Genomic DNA, 21,060 nt, shown 5'->3' with positions numbered 1-21,060 from the left:
AATGGAGCCGGTGAAAAACTTTCCTCGATTATGTCGAACATTGGGTTATGAATTTAATAACCTTGATTTTTTAAAGCAAGCGCTGACTCATCGTAGCGCAGCGAATAAGCATAATGAGCGCCTTGAATTCCTCGGAGATTCAATACTCTCCATTGTGATTTCAGATGCGCTTTATCACCAGTTTCCCAAAGCGACAGAGGGAGACTTGAGCCGTATGCGAGCAACACTTGTACGTGGTGATACATTGGCCAAAATCGCACAAGAATTTAAATTAGGCGATTATTTAAAATTAGGACCTGGTGAGTTAAAGAGTGGCGGCTTTCGCCGTGAATCTATTTTAGCCGATGCCGTCGAGGCCATTATTGGCGCCATTTATCTTGATTCTGATCTCGAGAAAATACGCATTATTTTGCTGGAGTGGTATGCCAAGCGGCTTGAAGAAATTCAGCCTGGTGTAAATCAAAAAGATGCCAAAACTCGTTTGCAAGAGCACTTACAAGGTTTTAAAAAGCCTCTGCCTGTTTACCAAGTCGTCAGTGTAGAAGGTGAGGCACATGATCAAACATTTACCGTAGAGTGTCGTATCGACGGCTTAAAAGATGCCGTTATCGGTGTGGCACCCTCAAGAAGAAAAGCTGAGCAGATAGCGGCGGCTCAGGTATTGGAGTTACTGAAAAAATGACCAAAAAAACAGACTTGCCAGCGGGAGTCCCCGAACAGGAACCAAGTCTAGATGATTTGTTAGCACAGATGAATCAAGATAATGCGACGCCTAATTTTGAGGTGACGTATTGCGGTATGGTGGCGATCGTTGGTCGCCCCAATGTGGGTAAGTCAACCTTGCTCAATCGTCTTTTGCAGCAAAAGGTCAGTATTACCTCGAAAAAACCACAAACAACGCGTCACCGTATTATGGGGATCCATACTGAAGGGGATACACAAATCGTTTTTGTCGATACGCCAGGTCTGCATATCGAAGAAAAACGAGCCATTAACCGCTTGATGAACCGTGCTGCCGCAAGTTCATTAGGCGATGCCGCGATGGTCGTGTTTGTTGTTGACGGAATGACATGGACCGATGATGACGAAATGGTATTAAAGAAGCTTGGTGGCGGAGAAGAAGAGCGTAAGGTGATTCTCGCCATTAATAAAGTTGATAATATCGAGGATAAAGAGTCACTTTTCCCATACTTAGAAGCAATTTCTAAAAAGTTCGAGTTTGATGAAATTCTTCCTATTTCCGCAACGAAAGGCACGAATGTCACTCGGATCATGGAACTCGCAAAGGAGTGCCTGCCTGAGTGCCCGCATTATTTTCCAGAAGATTATGTCACAGACCGCTCTCAGCGCTTTATGGCTTCAGAAATTGTTCGTGAAAAGCTGATGCGTTTTCTTGGCGATGAGTTGCCCTATGATGCAACTGTTGAAATTGAACAGTTTAAAATGATGGAGAATGGGGTTTATCAAATCAATGCGCTTATTCTTGTGGAGAGAAAAGGTCAGAAGCGAATGGTCATTGGTAAAAATGGTGAGCGTATTCGTACAATAGCGACTCAAGCACGGATAGATATGGAAGAGCTATTTGATAACAAAGTCTTCTTAGAAGTTTGGGTCAAAGTTAAATCGGGCTGGGCTGATGACGAACGGGCATTACGCAGTCTAGGTTATGGCGAAGAATAGTTAAACGCCGATGAAGCGCGGCTATATTCTGCACCACCGGCCCTACCGCGAAACAAGTGTTTTGCTTAACTTGCTTGTTGATGGGGTTGGACGGGTGGATGCCGTAGCTAGGCTCGGTTCTGGGAAGCGGTCGATTAAAAGTATTATTCAACCGTTTCAACCCCTATTATTTGAAATTTCTGGCAAGTCTGAATTAAAAAACGCCTATCAAATCGAACCCGCATCACCAGCAGTCCCAATTCAAGGCAATCCACTATACGCAGCAATGTATTTGAATGAGTTATGTGTTCGTTGTCTCAGCTCATACCACGGTGCGGAAAACCTTTTTGTAAGTTACCACCAAACCCTGATGGCGTTAGCCTCGTCATTTCAGCAAGCAGATTTGCGATATTTTGAGAAAGCGCTGCTGCTTGAACTCGGTGCGATGCCAGCTTTAAATATCGATGTTTATGGTGATGATATTTGCGCAGAAAACTTATACTGTCTGCAACTAGAACAGGGGTTTCAACCGGTCACTATGGCTCGAGAAAACCAGAAATATACGCAAGAAGCGAGTCAAATTTTTCAGGGAGAAATGTTGCTTCAACTCCAGCGCCAGCAATTGAATTTAAAGTATGAGCGTCAAGCGAAGTACTTGATGCGTTCGTTGTTCAGCCCACTCCTAGGTGGTAAACCACTTGCTAGCCGGCAACTGTTCCAACAAAGTTCGAGTTGAATTATTTACAAGTCTTCGATGTAATTTCAAAGGGCTCACAGTACAATGCAAACTAGAATCTTAATGAGCCTCACACTATGACCAAGGAGTATCCGTTGAGCAGAATTCTATTGGGCGTCAATATCGATCATATCGCGACTTTGCGCCAGGCCCGAGGCACAAACTACCCTGACCCAATTCATGCTGCAGCCGTTGCAGAGCATGCGGGCGCTGAAGGGATTACGATTCATTTGCGCGAAGATCGCCGCCATATTATCGATCGTGATGTATACACCTTGGCAAAGACGCTAAAAACCCGCATGAACCTTGAGATTGCGGTCACCGAAGAGATGCTCTCAATCGCCTGTGAAGTGAAACCTGCTTATGTCTGCCTAGTGCCAGAAAAGCGCGAGGAGTTAACGACTGAGGGGGGGCTCGATGTAGCCGGACAACTCGAGAAAATGAAGCAAGCCGTGATGCGACTCACTGAGGCCGGAATTAAGGTGTCACTGTTTATTGATGCAGACCAGACGCAAATAGATGCGGCTGTTGCGGTTGGTGCGCCTTATATTGAGATCCATACAGGCTGTTACGCCGACGCCCAAACTGATGCAGAGCAATTAGCCGAGTTTGAACGGATCCGTACGATGGCAACATATGCTCATGCGCAAGGGTTAGTCGTGAATGCTGGTCATGGGTTGCATTATCACAATGTCAAACCCATAGCTGCAATTCCAGAGTTGTATGAGTTAAACATTGGTCATGCTATCGTCGCGCGTGCTGCAATTGATGGTTTAGACAAAGCAGTGCGAGATATGAAGCAATTAATGATTGAAGGCCGCCGCGGAGAATAACGCAATGGCAATTGTAGGGCTTGGCACCGATATTGTTGAGATCGCTCGAATAGATGCTGCAATTCAGCGAAGCCCTCGGCTTGTTGAGCGTGTACTTACACCACATGAGCAGGCAATTTTCGCGAGCAGTCAGCAACCGGTGCGTTATTTTGCGAAGCGGTTTGCTGCAAAAGAAGCGGCAGCCAAGGCTTTGGGAACGGGAATTGGCCGTGGTGTGTCATTTCAGCATATTGATGTGTCTAATAACGATTTCGGAGCGCCTGTCATCACATTAAATGGTGGTGCCACAGCGCGATTAAAGCAAATAGGTGGGATGCAGTTATTTCTGTCGATTGCAGATGAACAACATTATGTGACTGCGACAGTGGTCATAGAGTAGGATGCTCTAACTGTTTACAAAGATGAAAGGCGCCAATGGCGCCTTTTTTGTTTGCTAAGAATCGAGTAGATTAAGAAAATACTAATAATGACAAGGCAAGGAATTGCGATATGAAATCTGCTGTAGAACAACTCGCCACATATAAAAGCGTGCACCTTAACCCGAAGAATATTCAGACCCATTTTGTTGGCGTTCCACTTATTATTTGGTCACTGTTTTTGGCACTAAGTCTCGTTGATTTTGATTTGGGCGTTGGTGTGTCGATAAGCCTTGCCGTGGTATTTGCAGCAGTTGTTCTTGTTTACTATTTTATTTTGCATGTAAAACTGGCGTTTGGCTTAACTCTATTTATTCTTCCTGTTTTGCTCACAAGTGCATGGGTAGCGCAAAGCGAGTACGCGATTTGGATTGCCGTGAGCGTGTTTATTATTGCATGGGCGATACAATTTGTAGGGCATCATTATGAGAAGGCAAAACCAGCATTTGCAGATGATATAAATCAATTGTTAATTGGCCCATTTTTCCTTATGGCGGAACTCTACTTTATGTTTGGCTTAGAGCAGCAGCTCGCGCAAACGATTAAGCCTTTAGCTATCGAGAAGCGTCGCGCACTTGAAGCTGCAAGAAAAAAAGATGTGGCTTCGTGACTGACGAGGTGAGTGAGGCGCGATCGCCTCAAGTTGAATCTATTTTTACCTTTGCGTGTCAATTGAGACTATGTGACTAAAACCACAGTGGTTGCAATTTATTCTAAACACTTCAATTGTTTAGCTTTGTGGATTACTATGCTCTCAATTAAAGGGCGTAGAATTGAATTCGGAGAAAGCATGAAGTTTACGGCCAGAATGGTGCGAAATCACTATGTGAAGCGTGTGCTGACGTTTGGGGTTGCGACCATGCTCCCAGCGATGCTTTGGAGCCTTTCTGCTGTGGCAAAGCCAAGTTTAAAAGATGTCCCTATTTTTGGTGGAGTCATCACGTACGCCGGCGTGCTTAAAAACCAGCTACAGGATACTTGGCAGTTTTCACAACGACTGGTTCGAGATACGAGTGTTTTTCTTGTTGCTGGTATGACGTTAGATGCTTATATATTAACGCTTCCCATTGATCGCCAGCTAAAACAGCGGCTGTTAGTGCAAATTTCTGACCCAACCTATGCTATCCCACTGGTTTATTTTTTGCGGATGTTTTATGACCGCTATACTGGCGTCGCTGAAGGGGATCTGTTCAAGGCGTATATGCAGCAAAACTATTCGCCAGCAGCGTTAACTCAATATGAGCATTCTCTATTTCAAATCACTGAGTCTAGCTTTGCTGAGTCAGAGCATACTGCTCCAGCTGGTGAACACAAGTCTGTGTTTCCATTGAGTCGTGACACGATAAGTGCAATTTTGATTGTTTATGATGCGCTGGTAGACATTGGTACTTGGCAAGACGATGGTCAGCTACCCGAGCATTATCAATATTTAACAAATTCCGCAGCAGATCAAAAGGTTATTGAGCAAGTTCGTCCTATTCTAATTGACGCTTTAAAAAAATTGTTGAGCTCCATGGATGACGGCGATATCAAACAAGCTGTGCAGCATGTCGTTGAGGATGAGAATACAGCAGAAGCCGTCACGGTCAGCTTAATAGACTTTGTTCGGTTAAATGTTTTAAAAGCGTATCGACAGTATGCGAATGAAATTCACCGCAAGCAGCAATTAAAAGCTTGGCTCAACTCAAGTTTTAAGCAAACCCCCCATGACGTCGTTGAGTTTTTGCAGTCACAGAATGAAAGAAAACTCGCTGTGCAAATTGTTGTTGATGGATTGCAGCAAGGCTTGCTTGAGGGGTTAGTCAATCCTCACTTCCCATTTATCCAGCAAGCATTTGCTCAGCATAAGCTACAGTCTCAATCCACTTCGGCTGGGATGAAGCCTATAACGTATACGCAGCAAGTGGACTTCCTTCAGCGCTTGCAATCACCCTATGAGGATGCGCATTACCTACCATTCTTTAAGCAACTCTATCGCACACAGCGTGCTGGGATAGTTCAGCATGGTATTGCGTCTACGCCAACGATCTCAGTGCGCAATTTACCGATAGTTAAAACAGGAGCGAAAGTTTCTGGGGAAATGGGGACTGGTATTCCTAACTTCCATTTTGTGGATCGAGATAAAGATCGCGCTTATTACTTCTATGGTAACGATGCATTGCAGTTAGATCGTTTAGTCGAAGAGAACCAAGTCAAAACGATGTTTGAGCGTTTACATCATCTAAATACACTGAACTGCAATGCACAATATGATTGGTATGCGCATACAAGTTACGATGCGCTGTTAAATCTTGCTATTGGTGAGAAACAGCGAGATTTCGGTGAAAAACGTTGTTTAAGAGAGTTACAAGTACGTGGCAAAGCCGAGGTAAAGCTGAGGCAACATCGAGCAAAGCTATTAGCACAAATCGAGCGGTTTAGTTCGATGTCGAATTGGCGTTTTTTTGCAAAATTCACCCTTTATTGGGAGTTGCTTGAGGCGCTGAATGATTATGGTGATATCGCTTTTAACGGCCTACCAGACTATACGTTAATTTATAATCCGTGGCCTGATCATTTTGCTCACTTTAAAGGGCCATTTAGTGACGAAATAATTGCGCCGACCGGAGAGCTGAATCGACTGGATTATTGGTTGCAGCAATATAGCAATGCGTATACACATGCTGGTGTTGCTGACAAAACGCTTTGGGGAATGGCAGGAGACCATGGTTTAACGCCAGTTTATCAAATCATAAATCCAGAAGAGGTTGCGCTTGAGCCTCTTGCAGCCGAGTACGACGTAGCAATAGAAGTCCGTAAAATTTCATCTGACGAGGGTGAAGGGCCAAAGCTAACGAACGCGATGAATCCTCCGAGTATGAGAGATGTTGACATTGTGGTTGCTTCCACTGCAGGCGGCAATTATATGCTTGATTTGTTTAATTCGAGTCAGGGCTGGCATGTTCAGCCGCAGTACTCTGAGCTACAACAGTGGCGACCAATTGCCGCCAGCCACAACAAGGTAAAGGCGCCACTGAATGATACGGCACCGATCTTAAGTATTCCCTTAGTTGATGAACTCGCTATGCGGCTGAAAGACTCTCTTGATTATATGGTAGTGCGCGAAGATGATTGTGGTGACTTGTCTTGTAAAGTTCGCCTTGTCGGCCATCGATATGGCAAGCGTCATGATGAAATAATTGAATTGAAAGACAAGTTCATCAGCTATTATTCACTCACGGCAAGTGAGCCTGTATTACTTGGTGTTCGAGATAACAACGTCTATTTGAATCCTGCGTCGACGGTTGCATCGGCTTGGCGTCAGGAGTTAATTCAAACATGCCTCTCTCACAGCCAACAGCAAAAGTGGTGCACTGCCGCTCAGTGGCGAGAGGTGAGCCTCGGTTCACCGAAACCTGATTCGGTAAATCAATTGATTCAGCTATATCAAGAGCCCAGGGCGGGGACTATCAACCTATTCCCGTTACCAGGCATGGGTTACAACACAAAAGTACCCGGACGTCACGCAGGAGAGAGTTACCTAGAAAAAGATGCTTTCATTGGACTGTGGGGCGCTGGTGTGGCGCAGGATAAGCCAAGATTGAGTGTTGGCGAAAATGGTTCCCTTGCACCAACGATTTATCAGTACTTAACCCAAGAACCTGTGCATGCTGGAGAGAAGGGTTGGGGCTATCCTGTGTTGCAGATCAAATAATTGCAATATTAACGCAAGATAATGAGATGTAGCGGCATAAGCTTTCTATACTTGCATACAAAATCCGTGTTTAACGCAAGGTTTGATGCTTGTGGCATCTGGCTTTGTTACCCACGAATTGATTTTTTCCACTAATATTAAGTAAGTTGCTACGAGTTTTTGTGAACTAGATATCGCTAAAATATATTAGATATATCTTTTGGAATGCAATACGCAATACAATGGAATGTTTCAGTTTTATGACACTGGTCGGAGGCAGTCCATTGAAGATTTTGTCAAAGTTAGTCTGTTCATTATTTGTTATATCCCCATTAGTCAGTGCAGAAGATACTCTGCCTGATTTAGACCTCGATGCTCTCATGGCAATGGATGTGCAAGTCACTTCAGCGATGAAGCGTGCGCAATCTGCATTTGAAACCGCATCCTCGATTTATGTATTAACCAATGAGCAAATTGTACGGTCAGGGGCAACATCAATTCCCGAAGCATTAAAAATGGTGCCTGGCCTTGCTGTTCGGCAGCTTGATAATAATCAATGGGCTATTTCTGCTCGAGGCGTCGCATCACGATTTTCCAGCAAAATGCTTGTCATGGTCGATGGCCAGAGCTTTTACACGCCTAAATTTGCGGCGGTTTATTGGGAAACCTTGAACGTTCCGCTGTATGACATTGAACGAATTGAAGTGATTCGTGGTCAAGGTGGGCAGTTATGGGGAACCAATGCCAATAATGGAGTGATTAATATAATTACCAAAAACAGCATTGATTCCCGAGGCTTACACGCCGACATTAGTGCTGGTGATCAAATTAATTTCGATGCAAACCTTCGTTATGGTGGCGATATTAGCAATAAAGGCAGTTATCGTATCCATGGCCATGTGCGTGATGGTAACCGTTCGTCAAAAGGTATAGAAGTCGCACCTGTGGATACGACTGAGCAGCATTCTTTTGGTGCGCGAATGGACTTGACGCCCAGTGATGAATGGTCAGTGATGATCCAAGGCAATTTGACAGAGTCTGATTTAGGTCAGAATTATCGTGGTGTACTTGATGAAACGAATGCAAATATTGCGCGTAGCGGAATTCTTGAACGGACAGATGCACGCTTTATGGCGCGGGTTGAGAATCGCATTTCTGCAGATGCGAATCAGATGCTGCAGGCATCTTGGTTAAAGCAGAGCGGCACCCAAGCATTTTTGCAAGAAGAATATGAAGCGCTCGATTTAGATTATCAAATGAACTTTTTAGTCGATGATTGGCAAATCGACTGGGGCGTTAATTACCGCAAAAACGTTGTTGAGTTCGATGAAAGCGTATTTTTAACCAGTGATCGTGAATATGATGCATTAGAGCAGTATGGTGCGTTTATTCAAGCTCAAGTGGCACTCATCCCTGACGAACTTTCACTGATCTTTGGTGCCAAGAGTGAGCACAATGAGTTAACCGGATGGGAGACACAACCGCTCGCCCGTATGATGTGGACCTTTAGTGAGCAACAGGCATTGTGGACTTCGATCTCACAAACCGTTCGTATACCTACCTTAATTGAATTTAATGATAACTTTGCGGTTCAAGGTCGAAGAATCGGTGAGGTGATGCCGACGGGCGTGCCTTTAATTGATGCGTATCGTGTCAAAACATTCTTAAATGGTAATGATGCCGTTAAGCCGGAGACGTCGCTGTCATATGAGCTGGGTTATCGTATATCGAAGGCACAATGGGCCTTGGACGTATCTGCTTATCATACCTTAGCTGAAGATGTTGCTGTCATCCGCTCTGATCCAAACTTAGAGCAGTTCATTCCCGCGCTCGCATTGTTGCAATTAGGGATGGTTAACGAAGCGGTACAAGCATTAAGCGAAACTCGGATTGATTTTAATGTGGTTTCTGAAGCTGAGTTGATGACCGAGGGAGTCGATATTGTCTTGTCGTGGCAGCCAACTGACTATTTTAGTGGCGAATTGGGTTATAGCTATAATACGTTTGAGTACGATATGCCCGATGATACGTTCCCTGCGATCGGCTTTGATTCAACGAGCCGACAGTTATTTGCAAAAGCTGATGTAGATTTTTTAGAACATCACAATGTATTTGCTACAGTGCGAGTGGAAAATAGCGATGCATATCAAACGGACACATTCACGGCGATGGATATTGCTTGGAATTGGCAACTTAATTCAGTATGGAAACTGTCATTGACAGGTAAAAACCTGTTTGCTGGTTCTCATGTTGAATATGGCAATACCTCTGAAACCTACACGATTGCCAATTTCATTGATGAAAGCTATACCATCAAAATCACTGCTGATTTTTAAGGGAGCGATGAGAACGTTGAAAAGGCTGTTTAGCGGATTGCTCTTAACACTCTTGCTTTTAGGTGAGAGTGTTGCTGCAGTTGATAAAGAGTACGCGTTAAAGGCTGGTTTTTTATTTAACTTTGCTCGTTATGGCGAGTGGAGCCCTGAGCCTGCGGCATCGCCAGCATTTTCTATATGCAGTCCAGATGCGAGTTTTATTGAGGTTGCAGGTAAAGTTCTTAAAGGGCAAAAAGTAAGTGGCGCACCAATTGAATCTATCGTTGTCGATTTAACTGCTCAATCGCTTGAATCATGTAGTTTATTGTTCATTACCGCTGCGACAATGCCGGCGTGGGCAGGTGTGGACAATAAAGAATTATATAACGTTATGGTGGTCGGAGAGAGTGAAGGTTTTATCGAAGCCGGGGGACAAATTCGATTCTTCCTATCAGGCGGTAAGATCCGTTTTGAAGTTTCCCCTAAAAAACTAAAGCTCTCCGGGATCTCGATGAGCTCCCGCGTTTTGCGTTTAGGCCGAGTGTTGGAGAGGTGATGCGATGAAGCAACTCTTCTCTTTAAATACGATTAGTAAGAAGCTGCTATTCATCTTAATGAGCGTTGCGATTGTATCGACTGCTATGGTCGCATCGGTGTTTAGTGCGTATGAACTTAGCACTGCAAAGCGTGAACAAGTTGCGAGTTTAAATACCTTAGGTGAAATGCTTGCCGCAAATATTACTGCAGCTGTGTTATTTGATGATCAGGATGCCATTCAAGAGCTTATCAATCCAATTTTGCTGCGTTCTGATGTTGTTTCTGTCAGTGTGACTGGCCCGCAGGGCAATACACTCGCAATTGCTGCGCAAGGCTCGAATTCGGATGCGCAAGTGGCGCAAGATCCGACAGAAACCGTTCTCATTACAACGGTATTAAGCCTTGAGGGGCAAGACTATGGCTTCCTTCGGATCCAAGCCGATGATAGCTATGTCAAAGAGCACGTAGCGTTCTACAGTCAGTTTTTACTGTTACTGTTGTTTGTGACGTTTGGTGTGAGCTTCTTCTTATCTCTACTCCTTCGAAAACGCTTTCTAAATCCGTTATTACATTTAGCGAGTGTTGCTGAAAATGTAACGACTTCAAATGATTATAGCCTGCGAGCGCAAGAACTATCTCAAGATGAAATCGCTGATTTAACCTCCTGCTTTAATGGGATGTTACATACAATTGAGCAGCGCGATAAGTTACTCGAAAGCCAAGTGAAGGAGCGCACTGAAGAGTTAGAAGCAGCTAACGTGCAATTGCACGAATATGCCTATAAAGATGGTCTAACACACTTGCCCAATCGTCGTTTTTTCTATGAAAAACTCCAGTCATTAATCGACACCAAAGATATGAAATTTGCGTTGATTTTTTTAGATCTCGATGGGTTCAAAGAGGTCAATGATACCCTTGGTCATGACTATGGTGATTTGCTGCTCAAGAAGGTTGCGAAACGTTTAACTCGATGTGTTCGAAGCAAAGATACTGTCGCACGGCTGGGCGGAGATGAGTTTACTTTGATCATAGAAGGCATTTGTGAGCAGGGCAGAGCTTGCCAAATTGCAGAGGTTGTCAAAACAAGCTTAATGCAACGCTTCATGATTAAGAATGAAGAAATATATGTGACTGGCAGTATCGGGCTTACCTTTTTCCCAAGCGACGGAACAACGGTTGACTCCTTAGTGAAACATGCGGATCAGGCTATGTATTTGTCTAAGAATAAAGGTCGAAATCGGTATGAGTTTTTCTCTTACCTTATGGAAGATGAAGCACTGGAAAAACGCCGATTGATTGAAGACTTAAGAATTGCAATTCGGGAAGAACAATTTGAATTGTATTACCAGCCTATTTTTAGTCTTGATGGACAATGTGCCGCGAAAGCTGAAGCCTTGATCCGCTGGAATCACCCCAAACGCGGACTCGTTTCACCAGGGGAGTTTATCGAAGTTGCGGAAAGTAGCGGTTTGATAGGGTTAATTGGAGACTGGGTTCGTAAACAGGCCATTTCAGATGCTGCAACATGGTATGAAAAAACCGGCCACGTTGTGCAAATCAGTGTTAATACATCGCCCTTGCAGATTGACCAAGGGGGAAATTGGGCAAATGCGTGGATTGAGCAAACCGCGGCCAAAGATTTGCCTCCACAAGCCATTCTTTTAGAAGTTACTGAAAATACCTTGATGGACTTAAGCTCGCCAATTCAAGAACAAATTGAACGGTTAAGTCAGCATGGAATTAATATCGCCATTGATGATTTTGGCGTTGGCTACTCTTCTTTAGCCTATCTACAAAAACTGGATATTGATGTACTCAAAATTGACCGCTCGTTCATACAAGATTTGCAAACGAATGAGAGCAGTGTTGCATTGATCCGAGCGATTATTACCATGGCACATAACCTTGAGGTCTTAGTGGTCGCAGAAGGGGTCGAAACTGAAGTTCAGCAACAACTGCTGCAACAGCTTGCTTGTGATTACCTGCAAGGATTCCTGTTTGCTAAGCCGATGCCAGCACAAGCGTTCTATGAATCTTATGTGGAAGGTGCTCCCGTTAAAACTAAACGGATTTCTGGCTAGTTGTTCAATCAACAAAGTGTGTTGATATAAAGCGTACCGGTATTTGTCTATTGCGATTAAACGATTGATATATCGTTATAGAGCGGTCAGCGGCGCAAGGATTGAACTTGTAAAAAGGCACCGAAAGGTGCCTTTTTTATTCTCATATGTGCCAAAGCTTTAAGTTGCTGGTGGCTCATATTGCTCGGGAATAACACGAACGGTTTTCACCATGTTATCTGCTACGTCGATGACTTCGACTGGATAACCTGCAAGGCGCATACTTGTATTCGGAGGCGGGATATCTTCGACATATTCGAGGATCAGGCCATTCAACGTTTTGGGACCATCTGTGGGGAATTGCCAATCCATCTCCTTATTGAGTTCCCGAATGTTCACTGTAGCATCAATTAAATAGCTACCATCTTGCTGAATATTAACATCTTCACTGGCGGCGGGAGCCATTGAGGTTGTAAAGTCGCCGACGATTTCTTCGAGGATATCACTCAGAGTGACAAGGCCTTGAATATCGCCATACTCGTCTACCACGATACCAATTTTTTCTTTATTTTGCTGGAAGTTGGTGAGCTGAACATTGAGTGGTGTACCTTCCGGAATAAAGTAGAGCTCTTTCACTGCGCGAAGTAATGAAGATTTACTAAACTGTTCTTTAGACTGCAACCTTAAGGCATCACGTAGATGCACAAAACCAACGGCATCATCAATATTATCTCGGTACAGTAATACGCGGGTATTTGGGCTTAGAAATACTTGCTTATTAATGCTCTTAAAATCATCGTTAATATTAATGGCATAGATTTCAGACCGCGGCACCATAATGTCTTCAACCGTGACTTTTTCTAAATCTAAGATTGAAATAAGCATGTCTTGGTGACGTTGCGGGATCAAGGCTCCAGCTTCGTGTACCACGGTTCTTAGTTCTTCCTGGCTGAGTGCATCTTGGGTGGTTACAGAGCGCACGCCAAAAAGTCGCAAGAAGCCGGACGTGATCAAGTTGACGGTTTTTACGAGCGGCAGGAGTACGATGAGCAACCCTCGCAGCAAAAAGCTGGATGGGAAAGCTATGCGCTCAGGGTGCAATGCGGCAATTGTCTTTGGTGTCACCTCGGCAAAAATAAGGACCACTAAGGTCAAGGCTCCAGTTGCAATAGCAACGCCAACATCTCCCCATAAACGAATTCCGATAATCGTCGCAATTGCAGACGCGAGAATATTAACTAAGTTATTGCCGATGAGAATGAGGCCAATTAAGCGATCAGGACGCTCAAGAAGCTTTGATGCTCGCAGTGCTCCTTTATGATTATTGGACGCCAAATGCCGTAAACGATAGCGGTTGAGTGTCATCATTGCTGTTTCTGAACCCGAGAAGTAAGCCGAGATCAAAATCAAGATAAATAGGAAAAACAGTAACGCGCTGGTAGAGATAGCGTCCAAAAAGGGGCTCCATTGTGGTTAAGAAACTATGTAGATACTGATATTTTGTGGGGATGTCAACAGAGGTGAAAATTTATTCAATTCACCTCTTTAACGAAATAAACAATAAGTTATTGAATAAGAATGACTTCCTTCACAACTCTCGCGCCAAAATAAGCGAGGGTTAGTAAAGATGCGCCAGTTAAAGTGTAGAGGACTGCTGTGCGAATTCTGCAGCCGACTTTGAAGTGTTGCCACAGCATTGCGACATACACACACCAAGCCATTATCGATAGAATGGCTTTGTGGCCTTTACCATCACCAAACATGTCTTCAAGGAAGATAAAGCCAGTGGCAAGGGATAAGCTTAACATAATGAGGCCCATTATAACGAGGTGATACAGCTGTTTTTCGACCGTCATCAGCGGCGGAATTGCAGGGCTAAGCATAAATTGCTTTTGCTTCAGTTTTTTCTGAATAAAGGACAGCTGAATCGCATAAAGCGCGGCAATCATGAGCGCGCTGTATGCGACTAATGACAAAACCACATGGGTCAGCACCGCAGGATTTGCATCGAATTGCGTTATATATTTTGGTGGCAGTAACCACATTAAAGCGACAGACATCATTGAAAGTGCAAACACAACGGGCACGACAACGATGACCTTGATGCGAGACATCACAAGGGTAAAAGTAAAAGCAATAATCCAACTGACAGAAGAAATAACATTGGTAATGCTGAAGTTTTGGCCTTCTTGGGTAAAGATAGCTTGATATAGGATAAAACCATGCAGAACAACGGCGACAGCGGCTGATGCGGCAACAAGTTTGCGATTGGGGCCGTCAGCATGAAAAAGTCTACTTGTCACTAAGACCAGTGCGATGCAATAAAACAACAAAGCTGATGCGGAAAGGATGGCCATTGGGTTAGAACCTATTTAATAATTGTGAATGACGAATTCAGTGTTGCGAAAGGGCAACTCTGAATGTCTTGAAGTCAATTGTGTACCATTTTGTAAGAAACGATATACAACTCATAAATTGCATGACAACCCCGGTTGTTATCCAACCGTGATCTTGATGAAATCAAGACACTTACTTCTATGCATAGGATAACATGACCCAAAGGAGTTTGGGCAGTGATATCAATGGCAAATTTTAGCAGTTACTATTTGATTCGCTTAATTTCTATGGGCGTAAACAGTATGGATTCTTTGCTGTACTACGAATCAAACATGCGATGACGCAGTGTAGCGAACTTACCTTGATTGAATATTAACAAAAATTGCCAAATTCCATGATTTCAGAATGAGAGCTAGCCAATAAAACTCAGCTTGCTTCAGCACAAGTTGCGTATCGCGGTGGCATATTATACTGGCATCGCTATAATACCAGCCCATTAATGAACATTCTAAGACGGTAAGTACTACACCATGTTTGAGAACCTATCCGACAGGCTGTCCAGCGCACTGAAAAATATCAGTGGTCGCGGTCGACTCACAGAAGACAATATTAAAGAGACGTTACGTGAAGTGCGTATGGCTCTGTTAGAGGCAGATGTCGCATTGCCTGTTGTTCGTGACTTTGTAGCAAGCGTTAAAGAGCGGGCAGTTGGACAGGAAGTTTCTAAAAGCCTGACACCAGGCCAAGTGTTCATCAAGATTGTTCAGCAAGAACTTGAACGCGCTATGGGTAAGGGGAATGAATCCCTAGATCTTGCTGCCCAGCCACCAGCTGTCATTATGATGGCCGGTCTACAGGGGGCGGGTAAAACCACCAGTGTTGCGAAGCTGTCGAAGTTTTTAAAAACTCGAGAGAAGAAATCGGTTCTTGTGGTGAGTGCGGATGTTTATCGCCCCGCAGCGATTAAACAGTTAGAAACGTTGGCAAGTGAAGTAGAGGTTGAGTTTTTCCCATCGGATGTGACTCAGAAGCCTGTCGATATCGCAACGGCTGCGATTGCTCATGCCAAGCTCAAGTTCATCGATGTTGTTATTGTCGATACCGCGGGTCGTTTGCATGTAGATGAAGCGATGATGGACGAGATCAAAGAGCTTCATGCGGCCGTCAACCCGGTAGAGACGCTTTTTGTTGTTGACGCCATGACGGGTCAAGATGCTGCCAATACAGCAAAGTCATTTAATGAAGCGCTTCCGCTGACCGGTGTTGTTTTGACCAAGGTTGACGGTGATGCGCGTGGCGGTGCGGCGTTGTCGATTCGCCATATTACTGGCAAACCAATTAAATTCTTAGGTGTTGGTGAGAAAACCGACGCACTAGAAGCATTCCATCCTGATCGTGTTGCTTCACGGATTCTAGGAATGGGTGACGTTCTGTCATTGATTGAAGAAGTTGAGCGTGGTGTCGATAAAGATAAGGCGCTAAAACTTGCTTCTAAAGTGAAGAAAGGCGGCAGCTTCGATTTAGAAGATTTCAGAGAGCAGCTCAATCAGATGAAGAATATGGGCGGCATGATGAGCATGATTGAGAAGCTACCCGGTGTTGGCCAATTGCCACCAGAGGCACTCGCACAAGTGCAAGATGGCAAAATGACGGGGCAAATGGAAGCGATCATTAACTCAATGACGCCCGGAGAACGTAAACGTCCTGATATTATTAAGGGCTCTCGTAAGCGTCGTATTGCGATGGGGTCAGGTACGCAAATTCAAGATGTTAACCGCCTTTTAAAGCAATTTACTCAGATGCAAAAAATGATGAAGAAAATGTCAGGTAAAGGCGGCATGAAGAAAATGATGCGCGGAATGAGTGGGATGTTACCACCAGGCATGAAGATGCCGGGTCGCTAAATCAATTTATAAACCAAATTTTGGCTTGTTTTTACCTTAGGTAAAACGCTTTGCAGCACTAGGAATCGCCGGATTTTTGTTGCATTAGTTGAAAAGTCAGGTAAAATCTTCCGGCTTTCTTTCTGGGGCTCTTCGCGAACACGGGGTTCCAGTTTTTATTTTTGCTTGAACATAAGCAAATCATTAGAGGATAAAAAACGCATGGTTACCATTCGTTTAGCTCGTGGTGGCGCTAAAAAGCGTCCATTTTACAACATCGTAGTTACTGACAGCCGTAACGCCCGTGACGGTCGTTTCATCGAGCGTGTTGGTTTCTTTAACCCACTAGCCAAAGGCCAAGAAGAAACGTTACGTATCGATCTTGAGCGTATTGAGCATTGGGTTGCTACTGGCGCTGCTACTTCAGAGCGTGTAGCTAAGCTAATCAAAGACGCTAAAGCTGCGGCTTAATAGCGTAAAGGTATAGATTGATGAGCAGTAATCAACAACCTGTTGTACTTGGCAAATTAGGAGCCAGTTACGGCATCAAAGGTTGGATGAAAATCACCACCTATACCGATTCTGTTGAAGGTATTTTTGACTATTCACCTTGGTTGATTAAAGAGCAAGGCGAATGGCGCGAAGTGAAGGTTGTCCAGTGGCGCTATCAAGGTAAAGCAGTTGTTGCTGAGCTTGAAGGTGTTACCACCCGTGAAAAAGCACAAGAGTTAACCAATTGTGAGATCGGCATTGCCGTTGAACAAATGGAACAGCTTCCAGAAGATGAATTCTACTGGCGTGATTTGATTGGGTGTGAAGTGATTAACTCAACTGGCTATAACATGGGTAAGGTTCAAGAAATCGTCGAGACGGGTTCAAATGATGTCTTACTCGTGAAAGCCAACGCAAAAGATGGCTTTGGCAAAACGGAACGTATGATCCCTTTTGTCACCGAACAGTTCATTCAAAAAGTGGACTTGACGGCAAAACAGATAGTCGTGGATTGGGATCCTGACTTTTAGTCGAGGTACAACATATGTGGTTAGGGGTCGTTACCCTGTTTCCCGAAATGTTTCGTGCCGTTACTGATTATGGAGTCACGGGTCGAGCCGTCAACAAGGGCTTATTAGAGTTGCAAACGTGGAATCCAAGAGATTTCACCCATGATAAACACAATACTGTGGATGACCGACCTTATGGCGGTGGCCCCGGTATGTTGATGATGGTGCAACCGCTAAGAGATGCCATTCATGCTGCAAAAGCTGCAGCTGGTGAAGGCGCAAAAGTGATTTACCTATCTCCTCAAGGTCGTAAGCTGGATCAGCGCGGCGCTGAAGAGTTGGCAAAATCAGACAGTTTGGTACTAGTTTGTGGACGCTATGAAGGTGTTGATGAGCGAATTATCCAAACTGAAGTAGATGAAGAATGGTCAATCGGTGATTACGTGCTTTCGGGCGGTGAGTTACCTGCAATGACATTAATCGATTCAGTATCGCGCTTGATTCCTGGTGTTCTAGGTAAACAAGCATCTGCAGAGCAAGATTCTTTCTCTGACGGGTTGCTGGATTGTCCTCACTACACGCGTCCTGAAACCTTGGATGGGATGGAAGTTCCCCCAGTATTGTTAAGTGGCAACCACGAAAAAATTCGACTCTGGCGTTTACAGCAAAGTCTCGGTAGAACTTTTCTCAGACGACCAGAATTAATTGAAAATCTAGCTCTGACTGACGAACAAACGACATTACTGCAACAGTTCATTGAACAAATGAATCAAAGTGAATAGTCGCAGCTCAGTTATTACTAGGACGGAGTAAATATGAACAACATCATTAAAATGCTCAACGATGAGCAAATGAAAACAGACGTACCTGAGTTTGGCCCTGGTGACACAGTTGTCGTTAAGGTACGTGTAAAAGAAGGTAACAAAGAGCGTCTACAGGCGTTCGAAGGTGTGGTTATCGCTAAGCGTAACCGTGGTCTTCACTCTGCTTTCACTGTACGTAAAATCTCTAATGGTGAAGGTGTTGAGCGTGCTTTCCAAACGCACAGCCCTCTAATTTCAAGCATTGATGTGAAGCGTCGTGGTCGTGTTCGTCGCGCTAAGCTTTACTACCTACGTGAGCGTTCAGGTAAGTCTGCGCGTATCCGTGAGAAGTTGGCAACTAAGTAAAACTAGTTTCCGAAAAAACATAATGCTGTGTTCGCACAAGAAACCGCCCTCGAGGCGGTTTTTTGTGTTTTTAGGACTATTAAAATCTTTTACTTGATATTGTCACTTCATCAGGGCATATTGTCACAACGATGTAATGGTGTAGCAGTACAGCATTGCAAAATTTAGTAAATAGCCAATACTCAGGTGAGACAAATGCAACAAGATACCATCAACAATGTTCATATTAGTTCAGAGCAGGTGCTCGTAACACCTGAGGCGTTAAAGCAGCAGCTGCCGTTGTCGCAACACGCTTATCAATACATTGTTGATGCGCGAAAGACCGTTGCAGATATTGTTCATAAACGAGATAACCGAGTGCTGGTGGTGACAGGGCCGTGTTCAATTCATGATATCGATGCTGCGAAAGAATACGCATTAAAACTAAAAAAGTTACACGATGAGCTGAGCGATGAGTTTTACATCTTGATGCGTGTTTACTTTGAAAAGCCTAGAACGACGGTGGGCTGGAAAGGTTTAATCAATGATCCAGATATGGATGAGTCATTCAACGTTGACAAAGGTTTGCGCCAAGCGCGTGAGTTAATGATCTGGTTAGCAGAACTTGAACTACCGGTAGCTACTGAAGCGCTTGACCCTATTAGCCCGCAATATTTATCTGAGCTGGTAACTTGGTCTGCAATTGGCGCTCGAACTACAGAGTCGCAAACCCACCGTGAAATGGCTTCTGGGTTATCAATGCCTGTCGGCTTCAAAAACGGTACGGATGGAAAGCTAGATGTAGCGATTAATGCGCTGAAATCTGCCGCAAGCAGCCATCGGTTCATTGGGATCAATCAACAAGGTCAAGTGGCTTTATTGCAAACCGCAGGTAACCCTGATGGTCACGTTATTTTGCGAGGCGGTAAGCAGCCAAACTATGATGCCAATAGTGTGAGCCAGTGTGAGCAGCAATTGCATAATTCAGGTCAAAATGCGCGGCTTATTATTGACTGTAGCCATGGCAACTCTTCGAAAGATCATCGCCGCCAACAGGCCGTTTGCGAAGATATTTTCGGCCAAATCGCAACCGGAAATCGTTCAATTATTGGTGTCATGCTTGAAAGTCATTTAAATGAAGGTAACCAGCCGAGTAACAAACAGTTGAGCGAACTGGATTATGGCGTATCGATTACTGATGCTTGTATTGATTGGCAAACGACCGAGGTCTTATTACGCAAAGGTGCTGAGCAATTAAAGCCGATTTTGCCATCTCGATTTGCTATGCTCGATGCAGCAAATGCTTAAGGGAATCGCATCATGAATGAGAAGACAACAGAGGATTTAGAAAAGCTGAGAGATTTGATCGACGGTGTCGACCAACAGCTTTTGCACCTGTTAAGAAAACGGCTTGATTTGGTCGCGCAAGTTGGTGCTGTGAAGCATAGCGCAGGCTTACCCATATATGCGCCCCAGCGTGAAGCTGCCATGCTAGGCAAACGCCGTGCAGAAGCCGAAGCTATGAACATTTCACCACAATTGATTGAAGACATCTTACGCCGCTTAATGCGTGAGTCATACTTAAATGAGAAAGATGTTGGCTTCAAACAAGTAAAACAAGATGTTGGAAATGTGGTCATTGTGGGCGGAGAAGGCCAACTAGGACGACTCTTTGGCCAAATGCTGACTTTGTCTGGCTATCCGGTCAAAACACTGGATAAAGACGATTGGGCACAAGCTGATACGCTGTTTGCAGAAGCAGGCCTTGTCATCGTGACCGTACCGATCTCCATTACGTGTGATGTGATCCGCAATAAACTGACTCAGTTGCCAGAAGGCTGTATTTTAGCGGATTTAACCTCGATCAAGACCGAGCCGATGGCAGCAATGTTAGCGGCTCACAACGGTCCTGTATTGGGTATGCACCCCATGTTTGGTCCTGATGTCGGTAGCTTGGCTAAACAGGTTGTCGTGGTTTGCCATGGCCGTGAACAAGAAAAATATCAATGGTTGCTTGAGCAAATTGAAATTTGGGGAGCGAGACTGGTAGAAGCTGAACCAGAGCGCCACGATAAGGCCATGCAACTTGTGCAAGCGATGCGGCATTTCTCGTCGTTTGTTTACGGGTTGAATCTTTGTAAAGAACAGGCAGATATTGATACTTTACTGCAATTTAGTTCTCCGATTTACCGACTTGAGTTAGCAATGGTTGGGCGTCTGTTTGCGCAAAGCCCAGAGCTTTACGCTGATATTATTTTTGCGCAGCAAGATAGTATGGAAGCGATTGGCGATTACCTAGAAAATTATCAACGCGCACTGGAGTTGCTTAAGTCTGGTGATCGTCAAGGCTTCATTGATAGCTTCAGTCAGGTGGCTACTTGGTTTGGGGATTTTGCGCCTCAATTCCAACAAGAAAGTCGTGCCATGCTGCAGTCTGTAAATGATATGAAGTCAAATTAGGC

General features: G+C 44.4%; 19 protein-coding genes. 17 read left to right on the top strand and 2 right to left on the bottom strand.

Going from position 1 to position 21,060, the window contains the following annotated elements:
• Position 1 precedes the first annotated feature (1 nt).
• The 10 genes from rnc to IEY18_RS01565 all read left to right on the top strand — a co-directional run bounded on the left by rnc (position 2) and on the right by IEY18_RS01565 (position 12,250).
• On the top strand, positions 2 to 682 hold the full coding sequence (rnc, locus tag IEY18_RS01610) for a ribonuclease III (protein ID WP_188917870.1): 681 nt from the start codon (positions 2 to 4) through the stop codon (positions 680 to 682).
• Entirely contained in the window at positions 679 to 1,680 is a 1,002-nt protein-coding gene (era, locus tag IEY18_RS01605; RefSeq protein ID WP_188917157.1) for a GTPase Era, read from the top strand. Before rnc ends, era begins: the two co-directional genes overlap by 4 nt.
• A 10-nt stretch (positions 1,681 to 1,690) precedes the next feature.
• On the top strand, positions 1,691 to 2,395 hold the full coding sequence (gene recO, locus IEY18_RS01600; RefSeq protein ID WP_188917155.1) for a DNA repair protein RecO: 705 nt from the start codon (positions 1,691 to 1,693) through the stop codon (positions 2,393 to 2,395).
• Positions 2,396 to 2,490: 95 nt separating this feature from the next.
• The gene (gene pdxJ, locus IEY18_RS01595) at positions 2,491 to 3,228 is read left to right on the top strand and encodes a pyridoxine 5'-phosphate synthase (protein ID WP_188917153.1); all 738 of its coding nucleotides are present in this window, start codon (positions 2,491 to 2,493) and stop codon (positions 3,226 to 3,228) included.
• Between the two features lie 4 nt (positions 3,229 to 3,232).
• Positions 3,233 to 3,607 (top strand): holo-ACP synthase, encoded by a 375-nt coding sequence (gene acpS / locus IEY18_RS01590; protein WP_188917151.1) that lies wholly within the window; start codon positions 3,233 to 3,235, stop codon positions 3,605 to 3,607.
• 110 nt (positions 3,608 to 3,717) lie between these two features.
• Positions 3,718 to 4,254, top strand: coding sequence for an Mpo1 family 2-hydroxy fatty acid dioxygenase (locus tag IEY18_RS01585; protein ID WP_188917149.1), 537 nt, complete (start codon positions 3,718 to 3,720; stop codon positions 4,252 to 4,254).
• Between the two features lie 180 nt (positions 4,255 to 4,434).
• Complete coding sequence (locus IEY18_RS01580) at positions 4,435 to 7,338, top strand: alkaline phosphatase family protein (RefSeq protein WP_229779690.1); 2,904 nt, start codon at positions 4,435 to 4,437, stop codon at positions 7,336 to 7,338.
• Positions 7,339 to 7,601: 263 nt separating this feature from the next.
• Complete coding sequence (locus tag IEY18_RS01575) at positions 7,602 to 9,653, top strand: TonB-dependent receptor plug domain-containing protein (protein ID WP_373290706.1); 2,052 nt, start codon at positions 7,602 to 7,604, stop codon at positions 9,651 to 9,653.
• A gap of 7 nt (positions 9,654 to 9,660) precedes the next feature.
• Entirely contained in the window at positions 9,661 to 10,188 is a 528-nt protein-coding gene (locus IEY18_RS01570) for a YfiR family protein (protein WP_188917145.1), read from the top strand.
• A 4-nt stretch (positions 10,189 to 10,192) separates the two neighbouring features.
• The gene (locus tag IEY18_RS01565; protein WP_188917143.1) at positions 10,193 to 12,250 is read left to right on the top strand and encodes a putative bifunctional diguanylate cyclase/phosphodiesterase; all 2,058 of its coding nucleotides are present in this window, start codon (positions 10,193 to 10,195) and stop codon (positions 12,248 to 12,250) included.
• A gap of 159 nt (positions 12,251 to 12,409) precedes the next feature.
• Here IEY18_RS01565 and IEY18_RS01560 read toward each other — a convergent pair whose 3' ends face one another.
• Together IEY18_RS01560 and IEY18_RS01555 are read right to left on the bottom strand one after the other, a co-directional pair.
• On the bottom strand, positions 12,410 to 13,684 hold the full coding sequence (locus tag IEY18_RS01560) for an HlyC/CorC family transporter (protein ID WP_188917141.1): 1,275 nt from the start codon (positions 13,682 to 13,684) through the stop codon (positions 12,410 to 12,412).
• 110 nt (positions 13,685 to 13,794) lie between these two features.
• A complete protein-coding gene (locus tag IEY18_RS01555; RefSeq protein WP_188917138.1) occupies positions 13,795 to 14,586 on the bottom strand; it encodes a cytochrome C assembly family protein in 792 nt (263 codons plus the stop codon).
• Between the two features lie 510 nt (positions 14,587 to 15,096).
• Between IEY18_RS01555 and ffh the strand changes: the two genes are divergently transcribed.
• From ffh to tyrA, 7 genes are all read left to right on the top strand, one after another.
• Complete coding sequence (gene ffh, locus IEY18_RS01550; RefSeq protein ID WP_188917136.1) at positions 15,097 to 16,470, top strand: signal recognition particle protein; 1,374 nt, start codon at positions 15,097 to 15,099, stop codon at positions 16,468 to 16,470.
• Between the two features lie 201 nt (positions 16,471 to 16,671).
• Positions 16,672 to 16,920, top strand: coding sequence for a 30S ribosomal protein S16 (gene rpsP, locus IEY18_RS01545; RefSeq protein WP_188917134.1), 249 nt, complete (start codon positions 16,672 to 16,674; stop codon positions 16,918 to 16,920).
• Positions 16,921 to 16,940: 20 nt separating this feature from the next.
• Complete coding sequence (gene rimM / locus IEY18_RS01540; protein ID WP_188917132.1) at positions 16,941 to 17,471, top strand: ribosome maturation factor RimM; 531 nt, start codon at positions 16,941 to 16,943, stop codon at positions 17,469 to 17,471.
• A 14-nt stretch (positions 17,472 to 17,485) separates the two neighbouring features.
• Positions 17,486 to 18,232: a tRNA (guanosine(37)-N1)-methyltransferase TrmD gene (trmD, locus tag IEY18_RS01535; protein ID WP_188917130.1), complete on the top strand. Its 747-nt coding sequence runs from the start codon at positions 17,486 to 17,488 to the stop codon at positions 18,230 to 18,232.
• A 33-nt stretch (positions 18,233 to 18,265) separates the two neighbouring features.
• Positions 18,266 to 18,619 (top strand): 50S ribosomal protein L19, encoded by a 354-nt coding sequence (gene rplS, locus IEY18_RS01530; RefSeq protein ID WP_188917128.1) that lies wholly within the window; start codon positions 18,266 to 18,268, stop codon positions 18,617 to 18,619.
• A gap of 195 nt (positions 18,620 to 18,814) precedes the next feature.
• Positions 18,815 to 19,906, top strand: a complete 1,092-nt coding sequence (locus IEY18_RS01525; RefSeq protein WP_188917126.1) for a 3-deoxy-7-phosphoheptulonate synthase — start codon at positions 18,815 to 18,817, stop codon at positions 19,904 to 19,906.
• A 12-nt stretch (positions 19,907 to 19,918) separates the two neighbouring features.
• Positions 19,919 to 21,058, top strand: coding sequence for a bifunctional chorismate mutase/prephenate dehydrogenase (gene tyrA, locus IEY18_RS01520; protein ID WP_188917124.1), 1,140 nt, complete (start codon positions 19,919 to 19,921; stop codon positions 21,056 to 21,058).
• The last annotated feature ends 2 nt before the right edge of the window (positions 21,059 to 21,060 follow it).

Origin of the sequence: Shewanella gelidii (assembly GCF_014647855.1) — a bacterium.
Taxonomy (GTDB): domain Bacteria; phylum Pseudomonadota; class Gammaproteobacteria; order Enterobacterales; family Shewanellaceae; genus Shewanella; species Shewanella gelidii.
Note: the sequence above shows the minus strand (reverse complement) of the source record. Positions and strands in the feature narration are given on the sequence as shown.

Bases quoted from the DNA above. Each gene is read 5' to 3' on its own strand.
- rnc (WP_188917870.1), top strand. From the start codon at position 2: ATGGAGCCGGTGAAAAACTTTCCTCGATTATGTCGAACATTGGGTTAT.
- era (WP_188917157.1), top strand. From the start codon at position 679: ATGACCAAAAAAACAGACTTGCCAGCGGGAGTCCCCGAACAGGAACCA.
- recO (WP_188917155.1), top strand. From the start codon at position 1,691: ATGAAGCGCGGCTATATTCTGCACCACCGGCCCTACCGCGAAACAAGT.
- acpS (WP_188917151.1), top strand. From the start codon at position 3,233: ATGGCAATTGTAGGGCTTGGCACCGATATTGTTGAGATCGCTCGAATA.
- IEY18_RS01585 (WP_188917149.1), top strand. From the start codon at position 3,718: ATGAAATCTGCTGTAGAACAACTCGCCACATATAAAAGCGTGCACCTT.
- IEY18_RS01580 (WP_229779690.1), top strand. From the start codon at position 4,435: ATGAAGTTTACGGCCAGAATGGTGCGAAATCACTATGTGAAGCGTGTG.
- IEY18_RS01570 (WP_188917145.1), top strand. From the start codon at position 9,661: ATGAGAACGTTGAAAAGGCTGTTTAGCGGATTGCTCTTAACACTCTTG.
- IEY18_RS01565 (WP_188917143.1), top strand. From the start codon at position 10,193: ATGAAGCAACTCTTCTCTTTAAATACGATTAGTAAGAAGCTGCTATTC.
- IEY18_RS01555 (WP_188917138.1), bottom strand. From the start codon at position 14,586: ATGGCCATCCTTTCCGCATCAGCTTTGTTGTTTTATTGCATCGCACTG.
- ffh (WP_188917136.1), top strand. From the start codon at position 15,097: ATGTTTGAGAACCTATCCGACAGGCTGTCCAGCGCACTGAAAAATATC.
- rpsP (WP_188917134.1), top strand. From the start codon at position 16,672: ATGGTTACCATTCGTTTAGCTCGTGGTGGCGCTAAAAAGCGTCCATTT.
- rimM (WP_188917132.1), top strand. From the start codon at position 16,941: ATGAGCAGTAATCAACAACCTGTTGTACTTGGCAAATTAGGAGCCAGT.
- trmD (WP_188917130.1), top strand. From the start codon at position 17,486: ATGTGGTTAGGGGTCGTTACCCTGTTTCCCGAAATGTTTCGTGCCGTT.
- rplS (WP_188917128.1), top strand. From the start codon at position 18,266: ATGAACAACATCATTAAAATGCTCAACGATGAGCAAATGAAAACAGAC.
- IEY18_RS01525 (WP_188917126.1), top strand. From the start codon at position 18,815: ATGCAACAAGATACCATCAACAATGTTCATATTAGTTCAGAGCAGGTG.
- tyrA (WP_188917124.1), top strand. From the start codon at position 19,919: ATGAATGAGAAGACAACAGAGGATTTAGAAAAGCTGAGAGATTTGATC.